Consider the following 11,030-nt stretch of genomic DNA (forward strand, 5'->3'; position numbering starts at 1 on the left):
AACACTACATATAAATAAAAATGGAGATTCTTTCACTGGAGACACAATGAGCGATATTTTTAACATTCCCCTTGATAAATATAAAAAAATTCTAGATATTGTAAAGTAAATAATAATAAAACAATTTAATCTTAAACACCATTCAATCAACTATTTCGATCACACTATACTAATTTTTGACTCCCTCTACAGTAAAGAGGATAAGATAATGCCCCTCTGAACTTTGAAATACTAATAAAAAAAGGCGAATTATCATAAGTTCGCCTTTTTAAAGATTGTAGCCCGCTCTGTAATAACTCCATACGCCCCCCGATTATTTACATAATTGCTCTTTTTCAGAATTCCTCCTAAAATTCACAATCATTGCTTTAATAGCACTCTTATAACCTCTATGTTTTGCAAAACGAAGGACTTTCATTGAATTTTTGATAATACTCACTTAGAATTACTATCCGTTGAATATAATTCAACCAACAATTTAGTATTTAAATTGCTAGTATCTACTACAAATTCCATTGAAGTTGTAACTAGATTGTCTCTATATAAAGTTTGAATAGACATATCACTTCGATTTTCATAGAATATGCCTTGTTCCTTTTGTTGCTCTAATACAAACCACTTTCCTTTAACTCATTCAATATTTAGCGCATATGAAAACCCCTTATTCTCATCATAAACCTTTAATGGTAGATCCGTTTTCGGCATCCAAACTCTTCCAATTTCAACCGCAACAGAAACAGGTGCAGCTGGGAATAAATGAATAACATTCTTATGTCCGTGTTTAAGCCTAATCTTATTCAATAACTGTCTAAAGGCTTCCCTAAATAATTTTAATTGTTCTTGACTTTTTAAGAAATCAGTATTTGGATTATCAATAGTTAATGTCCAAATAGATACTTTTTCTCCGAGTATTTCATGAATCTTACTATTCTTAATCTTTCCACTCAATGAGATATTAAGAGCAACCGTATCTGAATCTACAGGTGGTTCAATAATTTTATAAACAAAATTTTCAGGTCCCTCTTGCCACTTCCAATCGGCAGGTTCACGATGCAATTGATAAACATCTGCTACTTGGATATCCGATAACAACCTACCAAGCTCAATCAACAATGGTTGAGGCGCTAGTGCAAAAACTGAAAAGTGATTGATACCAGCTTCCATTTGAGGCATTACCTTCAGATTAAATTGACGTCTTAAATTCTCTTTTTCAATTATCCAGTAGATACTTTCATTATCTCTAAATGTACTATTATTGAAACTTAACTCTACTCCCATTTTATCAATAGGATATTTTTCGGGTAACATAGCATAAACTGCTTTTCCCATACTGACTTTTGCTGTATTTTGACCAATATTTGCATCATATAATATTACTTGTGATTGTTTCTCTTCCGTTAAAGATGTTAACAACTCCATACGTTCTTCGTGTCTTTTTTTCATTTTTACAAGTATTTCTTCTGAATGTGCCTCTACTTGATCTCTATCTATCATTCGATGATGAACATCGCACATTAACATAAGATTACTTATCTCTTTACATAATTTCTCGGACCTCTCAACATCTCCTCGTGGCCCGTTTGGCTTATCTGCTACAATATGAGCTATATAAGCTGAATTAAACTCTGCTTTAGTGGTAGAATCATACCATAACGGTTTATTACAGCCTTCATATTGACAACGTCCAGCTGCCTTTCCCCATAACCTAAATTTCACTTTTTCAGGTATATTTGATACTGACAATCACATGCATCCCCTTTCTATTTTTCGGATTCTCCCTTATCAAGGATACTAATTCAAATAAAATAACAAATTCGGACATAAATTTATCCAAATTTGTTATACATTAAAGATGCATTATTTTGCTCTTTTAGACTATCTGACATACCAATATATCACACATAATCGTGATATACTTTATCAAGCTTCTTTTCAAAATCTTTACATTTTTCTACTACCTTTATACTTATGTCGTTAATCACTACTATACAGTAATATTTTTGACCGCTTTAATTTAAATAGAAAGCGCATATTGATAACGAGGGGTTTCCCTAACATTGTATTGATACACACAAACCTCTACCCAAATATTAGGATTAATACCTCTTCCTAATTCAATCGCAAGGCCAGCGGGACCAGCATAGAAAAGATGAATTTTTCTATAATCTTGCTCCTGCAATAGTTTTTCGACCTCTTCTTTAATTTGAGATTGTATATAAGAAACATCTTGTTTATACAACACTCTTTTTAGCCCAGGATCGTTAATTTCAAAGGAAATAGAGTCAAGTTGACTTCCTAGAGCTTCCTGAACATCCTTCATTTTAACTTTCCCACTCACCGATACCAAAACCGCCAAATTATCTTCTCCATTAATATTAGCTGATGAAGTTAATTCAACCTCTTTTTTTCTGTCTGGATGATCAGAAACCCATACGCCTCCTTCTCTTTCAAATTGATATACAGATAGAGGTACCGTATCTGTTAATAAAAAGCCCATATCAATTAATAAAGGAATAGGAGATAAAGGGAACACTTCAGCCACATTTGCTTCACTTTCACTAATTTTTTCTTTAAATCGCTTATACAATTCTCTGTTAATTTTTTGCCCTTCTTCCCATCCGTCCCTAGTGAAATTAGAAAACTCATCTTGGTTTTCAATAGCATCCAACAAAATGTAAGGGGCTTCTCCTTCGTGATCTATATTTGTTATAGGTCCGCCTAATCTTTTATGAATTAGTGCAATACTCTTTTTCTTTTTACTCTCGGACCAAGATCTTACCCAATTTTCATGTTTTTCTTTCATTTTGAATAGTAAATCCGGAGGGAATTTGTCCTTTGAATGTTTATCATCAATTAACTTAGAATGATGGTGACACATTAACATTAGATTCGAGAGATCTTCCAAAGTCTCTTCTGTATAACCGTATTGCTCCATATATTCCCGACGTGGAGAGGTTTTTGCGTGTCCAATAATATGTGCCTTAATACCTACATTAGTTAAACTACCTTCTTCAGACGCAATCAATCTCTTATTACAACCATCAAAAGAACAAATCCCTCCACAATTAACCCACAATTGATAATTTTCTACAGCAGCTAGTTGTCTTCTTTTCTGTTCTTTTATTTCTACTTCTTCTGTGACTTTATCTGTTTTCGTCAATAAAATCTCTCCTTTTTAATTCAATTATTTTTTTATTTGCTAAATTTCCATACCACACTTTTATCTCTTTTATCCCTACAATTATAAAGAATAAAGCATCATTTTCGAAATCAAGCCCTACTATACGTTCCCAATCATTCTTATCTACAAAAGAGGGGATAGGAACGAATTCAGGATGTGTATGCCATTCACCTAAATAAAAGCAACAACCGTCTTCACGTTCCCAGATAGAATTGAAATAATCTTGATGTCCTTCTGGTTTTCTACTAAAATGAAACCTACTTCTTTTATCAGTGGGCATAGGTTCGGACACGTCATCAATAATGTAATGTTCATTCTCTAATAGTATTCTCCCTATAAGAATACCTCCTGCTTCCGAAAAAAATGGTTTATCTTGCTTATATTTAAGCATCTTTACTATAGCTTCAGGGCGAATAAATAATGTCTTTTCATTCGGAAGAATGTATACAAATTCACTCTTAATAAGTATCACTTCCTTTTATCGAACATACTTTACAGCCCTCATTTTTATAAAAATACCTTGTTTCAAAGAGCTCTTCTGTGCTTAATGAATAACGTGGTGTAGTTTCATATCCCTTTTCAATGAATAATGTATCTTCACCTTTCCAAGATAACAACGGATTCCCTTTTAGCTGCCCCATTAGTACTTTTATTCCGGTTTCTACAGTCAGTAAAGCGGAACGTTCACTATCCAAGAAATTGTAAGGCGTAAAAACAGAACCACAGCCTGTCAATGTTTTAGAGAATTCCTGAAATGGCTTTGCAAATGCGGAACGATTATATAAAGCTGTCTCTTCCTTCTCTTTAAATAAACATTGATAGCAACCACCCTTATAACCATTTAATGTTACCAAAGTATGCCCCCCTATGCCTAAAGGCTCTACCCACGTATAAATTGTGGGTGGTGGGTTAGACTCTTTATGTAGCATTCGATTTATTATCATTTCTATATTAACGGAACCAATTGCCACAACAATAAGATCTATTCTTTCCTTATTTAACAAACCATCTTCTAATACCTGTTTAATATCATCGAAATATGATTTGACTTCGGTAAAAGGATATTTCCTCTTAATTTCTTCTTCTACTGCCCATACCTTTGGGTTCTCCATAAGTCCTAATTTTTTATATACTTTAAATACTGAACTACTACCTAATGCATGGCGATGAACGTTTTCTAATTCCATAAAGTCCATATCCACTATGGATACTTTTTTTACACCTGCTTTAGCAAAGCGCATTGCCACCTCACTTCCAACTGATCCAACACCAACAATTAATATGTGCTTACCTTTTAGTCCTGTATTTCCTCCAGTTCTATTCTGTAAATAGTCAGGGTGCCACCTCTTTATGTGTTTAGGATACAATGTTATATCTTTAGGCTTTGCAATAAAAGGATGAATTTTCTTTATAACCCTACTTTTTTTTACATTTTTCAAATTGGAAGAATGTCCAGTTAAACCACATCCAAATAATATAGTTTTTTGATGCCCCATTGGTAAACCAACAATAATAAATTCTATTCCTAAATTTGTGTTTTGGGATTTCCTCCCTAAAACTCTATGAAATTCTTGCTTGTTTTCAGGTGACAGGTTTTTTAATACATTCTCTTTTAAAGTTTTAAAATTCCACATTTCGAAATCTTGAGGTGGTACTATAAATGAACCCTTTTGCAATGGAAAATAAATACATCTGAATTTGTCGGTTTCTTTTATATCAAGATGAAACACTTGCTTTATAACATTCTCTAGAGGCCGATCCCTTTCGGCTGCTATGAATGTTATATGTTTTTCCCCAGCTTCTTTCTTCCACAAATCTAATTCTCTCAACTTTAAGTTTTCTGTATCTATGTGAGCATAAATATTTGATTTGCTACTAGCTGGCCAGTACGCTTCAAATTCTTCTATAAAATCTTGTTTGTTTCTACCGCTAATTCCATCTTCTATTAATTTAATTACCTTTTCTAGGCAATGTAATAAAACAGCGGTTGGATAACGCTCATCAATAATTAATGATTCTGTTCTTGTAAAACATAAAAAACCATTAGGCATTTTGTGTGGAATATATCCAAATTCATTATTCTTATCAAAAAACTTTGGTAAAACATTAGGAAACATATCAGGAAAACCAACTGACAAAACAGCTGGCTTTCCGTTTACCTCTATTTCTATCTCTGCGACATTACTACATTTACTATACTTATTTGAATCTACTTCCTTCAAAATACTAAATGAACGTATTAGGCTTTGCTCTAATGCATCCAATTCTTTTTGTATTTTATCCAATAAATCTTCCATTGTTCACCACTCTAATCCAATGCTGATTCCGAACTAGGGATTACAGGTGCTACATAAGCTCTTCTTCCAGTAGTAGACCTTGGAGGAATAGGGAAATCAACACCAAATTGTGTTCTTAGTATTTCCGCTGCATCTGTAGGATCTGAATGCTCTCTTGCTTCTTTTAATTTTTCAAGAAGCACACCTAATTTCTCCTTAAATGTCACCATCTGTTTAGATGTCATTTTCTCAAAGAGTTCAGGCTTTGGTTCAACTGGTAAATAGACTTTTAATCTAGGCATAAATTTATACTCGCCATCTACCTCAACGTATTCATCTACAAATCTTGAAATCATTTGAGAAACAATATCTATAAGTGCATCAAGATCTTTATAAGTTGTTGTTTGATCAAACAGATCAACGTCTTTTTGGATAGTTAACCAATGGTAAACACAAGAAGTTAAAGCGATCCCTGTAGGTTTACCGCTACCTTTATTAAACTTTAAATCTTTCCATCTTTTTAAGTAACGAACTACCCTACGGAACTGTCTTCTGTCATCTTTATCTGATAAGTGGTCACGAATTTCATTTATTAAATCTTTTGGGTTTGATTCATCCCAATACTTGTTTACTTCTAGACTTCCAGGTTTCCCCTTGGCTAAGTAAACTTTTCCATCATCATTAGAAGAAGCATACACTGTTACATCAACGTGATAGCCATCTTTATAAGTAACCGTCACACAGGGAACCTTAATTTTTATATCAGACGTGTGCCCTTCCAATGCATCATAAATCCATTGCTTAGCAGCTACCGGTTTTACATCTTCTTTAGACATGTCAAAATACAAGCCGACATCAATATCATAATCATTATCTAAAGGCTTGATACCAGTATTCATTGCATAAGAACCTTGATTAAAAATAGTAAAACTATATCTCGCCTCATCAGGTAATTTTTCGTTTATTTTATTGATAATAATATCTCTTTTTTCTTTTAACGTTGCGTTTTCTTCTTTTAATTTAATAGCTTCGTGAAACTGGTTAAATTGAGTCTTACATAGAACCATAATTCGCCTCCAATATTTTTTTATTACTGGTAATATCAAACTCTATAACTAAATAATAACATAATACAAACAGAATTATTAGTTTGGTGTCTTACTTGTATTACTGTAATTTTAGGGCTTTATTTTTGTTGTCACCTATTTATTTAGGTCTATAATAAATAAACAGCTAACTATTTAAGTTAACTGCCTTTTTCATCTAGTAATTATATATTCTAACCTTTTATCCAGAAATTGATAAATAGAATTTTATATTACTAATATAAAATAGATTTCCATACTGTTTACAAAGAGATATCTGTTTTTTTATATGTAATGTTATACAGAAATTACATAATAAGAATAAATGTTTCAGGAGTTCTTGCATATGTTCATCATTTACCCCTCTCAACTCATATGGCTTATAAGTTCCGGAAATCATCCAATAAAGAATTCCTAAGCTTATGTTCTTTAATTTCTACCACCTTTTGAGATTCATTATTACCAACAAGGCTGTCCATTTTCAAAAATTCATCAGCTTTCAAATTAAACATATTTTGTAGAGCATCCTTAACTACCGAATCAACCTCAGTTCGCATTTCCATTAAATTTCTAAGGCTCGGTTTGGTAATGAACCCCTGTATAAACATTTGATAAATTGTCTCTTGTTGCAATTTAATTTTGTTTTCAAGAATTGAAATAAGTAAGATTTTCTTAGTTAGCTGTTCCTTTAATTCACTTAATTCTCCCTGTAATACGCTGTTGTTCTTCTGACTTATATTTAATTCCCTCTGATAAGGAAGAAGTTTTTTTAATAGTTGCTTTGAATCCTTACCGTGTTTTTTTACAATTTCCTCTATCCTTGGTAATTGTACTTGAATGTTTTTATTTCGCGCTAATGTTTTATGAACAACAGTATTATACTCCTCAATTAATTGGAATCCCCTTCTTTCAGTACGAATCCAATAATTATCAGAAATTTCTTCATTTAACCAAGGAAGATTCCCCTCTCTAAATAGACTTTTCGCATACTTACTTAAGGTTCTCTTTGGAATTTCAGATTTAATTCCTTTATTTTTTACATAGCTTAAGATAATTTTTTTTATCTCATCTTCTGGATACTCCTTCTTTTTTCTTCCTACTTTACTCATTGTATAACCACCCTTCATAAACTTCATTGAATTTATCGATATTCTCCAATACCCCCCTCAGTTTTTTCGAATTTATTGCCAATTCACTTGTTAGGTTCGGGTTTATTTTTTTATACGATTTGCTAATTAACTTATGATGTAAATTAAACAATGTTTTGTATAGAGCAAGTGCTTCCTCTCGACTCTCTTCTATCCATTTTTCGATCTTTTCCCTTTTTTCCAAAAACTCATCATATTCTATTCTCCAATATTCAAAGCACTGAAAACACTGTGTTTTACAATTTTTTATTTTGGCAGTACAATAACCAATTTCAAGCTTATCCCATTCTTGTTTCAACGTTTTAGCTGGAGAAAATATAAATTTCTCTCTAAATAGCTTTCCTATATTTATTGTTTTGTTTGATTTTTCAGTAGAAAGCACAGAATTATTTAAGGAATGACCTGCAAGACTAAACATTTTAATAAGTTTAGATATTCCTGAATCTGTAAGAAAGAAATTATGTTGCTGATAGTGCCGCTGTGAGTAAATTGTATCATGCCCTCCCAATCGAGCGATTTCAATTGGATGAAATCCCTGAACCATTAATGATAAAAATGCTATATGTCTTGTATCATTAGGTCTTAAACGTCGTTCAAAATCAAACCTTATCCCATTACTTCTACCTTTTCTAATTTCTTTCTCCGAATCCTCTCCAATACTTCTAACTGTGAAATTATATGGCGGGGCAGCAATTACCATATCATAAAAATCATAGAGGATTTTTTTAAAAATAGCATCTCTTAAGATATTAGAATTCCTGGATTTTATTGGTTTATTTAATATTCCCTTATACGCCCTATATGACAGAAGAGTTTTCGAATAACCATAATTATCTGTCAATTCTATATACTCTTTAAACATTAAGTACACACTTATGGAGATCTCCAACTCATCAATTATTTTCTTACCTTTTTGACCCTTCTGCTTAATTCGAGGCAACTTAAGATAATACCGATCATTTTTAGTATATATACAATCTCTTCTTAAAAGGAGAAATTCTCCAATCCTTATCGGAATTATTGAAGTTAAATGCCACCAAATTCGTATTGGAAAGAAATATAAATATCTCCAATCATCACTATTCGATTTTGCATAAAAATCATTTAAAACCCATACAAACTTAAGACAATCCTTAACAGTAGGAATAGTTCGTGTATTTGATTGGACAGACGGGATGGTTGACAAAAATCTCAGATATTCTTCTTTCCCTTCGAAATGATCATAATAATTATAAAAATTAAATATAGCTGTAGCTATACAAGATTTCACATGCCCTCCTTTTTCCAAAATCCTCTCAATAAAATCTTCTATATACACTATTCTAAAGGCTTCTGTTTTTATAAGTTCATCTAGCACATAACCAAAATTTCTACTTACAGTACTATATTGATACTTAACTAGTAAGCTTGCCGTCCAACATTTCATTACTAATATAAACCTTTCTACTTCTTTCAAAGTGTATCCACTAAGTTCTTCCTTTACTCTACTAAAACGAAGATACGACATTTGGTCTCTTTCCTCATCATATAAATTCCATTGATCATCATAAAAATTGACTCTAGTAAATTTGTTTTTTTCGAGGTTTTCCAGATTTTCCATAGAAAGTTCGATACTAAGTTCTAAATCAAATGCTTCATCACTTAATTCTGCAATCTCCATTATTTTATTCACTATTTCCACCTACTTTGTCTGTGAAATATATTGTGTAACAGAAGGCAATTGACTTAAGACAAATTCAAATTCGCTTTTGGTCATACCCAAAAATTCATATATACTAGACCCAAACTTATTTTCAGCTTCTTTAAACAACTTTAAATCTCTAAAAAAAAGAATCGCATTTCTTTCATAATCTCCTTTATATCTATGTTTCCTATCATTCCTGGCAAAAAAATCGATATGCTTAAGTATTTGTTCAGTAATTGCAGAAAGAGCATAAAAATTATAAATAGCGAATGGACAGCCTATACAATTTTCCCGCTCTACATACATACAGTTTTCTGATGACACCAAGCATTGAACATGTCTTGTTTTAGAATACAACATTCCCATATTGAGCCTATTATAGATATTTTGCATTGTTTCTTCATCAAGTCCCTTAATAATATCCATAACCACGTTTTCTTGTTTTATAAGGTATAATAAAGCATCCACTATTCCTTCCAACCTCAGATCTTTCCCAATCTTCTCATATATAATATTTATTTCATTAGTTCTTTCTTCTATATTTTTTGCTGAACCAAATAGAATATTAGCAAATCCATCTGCTATAAACCCAAAATAATCCCTATAAAAAATTTGATTACTCAGAAAATTAACATCTCGTTGGTTTATATGAATATATACATTAGTAGTTTCAATCGATTTATGGTTCCGGAGAAATTTTAACAACTCTAATTCATGTGCAGAACCTTTTTGGTTTTTAGATAAATTATAAGCAAGTGTGATAAAAGTTCGATTCATTTTTAATGAAGAGAATCTAAGGTTTTTCTCTGGAAAAGCCTCAAAAAACTCCTTATAAGGATAACTAGTAAGTAGCCGATTCTTAGACTGAAAATCAATTAGCGAATCACTTAAAGGATTAAAAATTCTTGTCCTTATTTCACATAAAACTGCTGCATACGCAATAGGAAGAATTAATTGCTCCGAACAATAAAAATAACGATTTTCGCCAGTTTTAGAATGCTTTAGATTCTTAATTTGCATTTTCCTTATTATTGTCTTGGCATCTTCAATGCTTAACTCATTATTCTGAATCCACTCTATACTGTCAATAATACTGGTTCCTTCAAAGCTTATTCTAGGAATTTCCATACAGTCCCAGTGTCTCCAAGCATTATTTAAATGTACTAATGTATATAACCAAACAGAGTCATAACGATTATAAATGACATCCCTTAAATTATTTCTTAAAGACTTTAATAATGCCTCTTTTACACTACTTATAGCCTTATCTTTATGAATATCTAAGTTAGAAATATATTTAAAAAACTTCATAAATTCTTCTGCTGTATAAATTTCCGATTGTTTCTTTTTCTTAACTCGCTCCCTATACGGACTATTCACATTTGCAATTTTAAACATTTTCCCCTGTAAAAAACACCCTTCCATTTGATCAATTTCTCTTAAAAATATATAAAGTATTTTTTTTACTTTTTCTTTAGTATTACTATTAAAAAACATCAAATTAAGCTCCTTAGAAGAGTACATAAATAACTCCTTATCAAGAACTCTCCTAGTTAAGACCCTCGTTACAGAAAGGTACTCTAACAACCTTGCATTTTTTGAAACAAAATTCGACCCTGAGTAAGATTCTGATTTAAGCCTAATAAATTCAAACCA

At 31.7% G+C, this 11,030-nt stretch carries 7 protein-coding genes and 1 pseudogene; all 8 read right to left on the reverse strand.

All coding sequences use genetic code 11. The annotated features are described in order from the left end of the window. Window positions 1–630: 630 nt before the first annotated feature. Window positions 631–1,743: an SAVED domain-containing protein gene (locus KI356_RS24360; protein WP_212936707.1), complete on the reverse strand. Its 1,113-nt coding sequence runs from the start codon at window positions 1,741–1,743 to the stop codon at window positions 631–633. 271 nt (window positions 1,744–2,014) lie between these two features. Then, the gene (locus KI356_RS24365; RefSeq protein WP_212936708.1) at window positions 2,015–3,160 is read right to left on the reverse strand and encodes an SAVED domain-containing protein; all 1,146 of its coding nucleotides are present in this window, start codon (window positions 3,158–3,160) and stop codon (window positions 2,015–2,017) included. Continuing rightward, window positions 3,144–3,572, reverse strand: coding sequence for a Mov34/MPN/PAD-1 family protein (locus KI356_RS24370; protein ID WP_212936709.1), 429 nt, complete (start codon window positions 3,570–3,572; stop codon window positions 3,144–3,146). Before KI356_RS24370 ends, KI356_RS24365 begins: the two co-directional genes overlap by 17 nt. A 67-nt stretch (window positions 3,573–3,639) precedes the next feature. Continuing rightward, on the reverse strand, window positions 3,640–5,478 hold the full coding sequence (locus tag KI356_RS24375) for a ThiF family adenylyltransferase (protein ID WP_212936710.1): 1,839 nt from the start codon (window positions 5,476–5,478) through the stop codon (window positions 3,640–3,642). Window positions 5,479–5,489: 11 nt separating this feature from the next. Beyond that, window positions 5,490–6,524, reverse strand: a complete 1,035-nt coding sequence (locus KI356_RS24380; RefSeq protein WP_212936711.1) for a nucleotidyltransferase domain-containing protein — start codon at window positions 6,522–6,524, stop codon at window positions 5,490–5,492. Between the two features lie 398 nt (window positions 6,525–6,922). Beyond that, window positions 6,923–7,651 (reverse strand): hypothetical protein, encoded by a 729-nt coding sequence (locus tag KI356_RS24385; protein WP_212936712.1) that lies wholly within the window; start codon window positions 7,649–7,651, stop codon window positions 6,923–6,925. Then, the gene (locus tag KI356_RS24390; RefSeq protein ID WP_212936713.1) at window positions 7,644–9,362 is read right to left on the reverse strand and encodes an integrase; all 1,719 of its coding nucleotides are present in this window, start codon (window positions 9,360–9,362) and stop codon (window positions 7,644–7,646) included. Before KI356_RS24390 ends, KI356_RS24385 begins: the two co-directional genes overlap by 8 nt. A gap of 9 nt (window positions 9,363–9,371) precedes the next feature. Beyond that, window positions 9,372–11,030, reverse strand: a pseudogene (locus KI356_RS24395) (hypothetical protein); the annotation flags it as partial.

Origin of the sequence: Bacillus hominis (genome assembly GCF_018332515.1) — a bacterium.
Taxonomy (GTDB): Bacteria; Bacillota; Bacilli; order Bacillales; family Bacillaceae_G; genus Bacillus_A; species Bacillus_A hominis.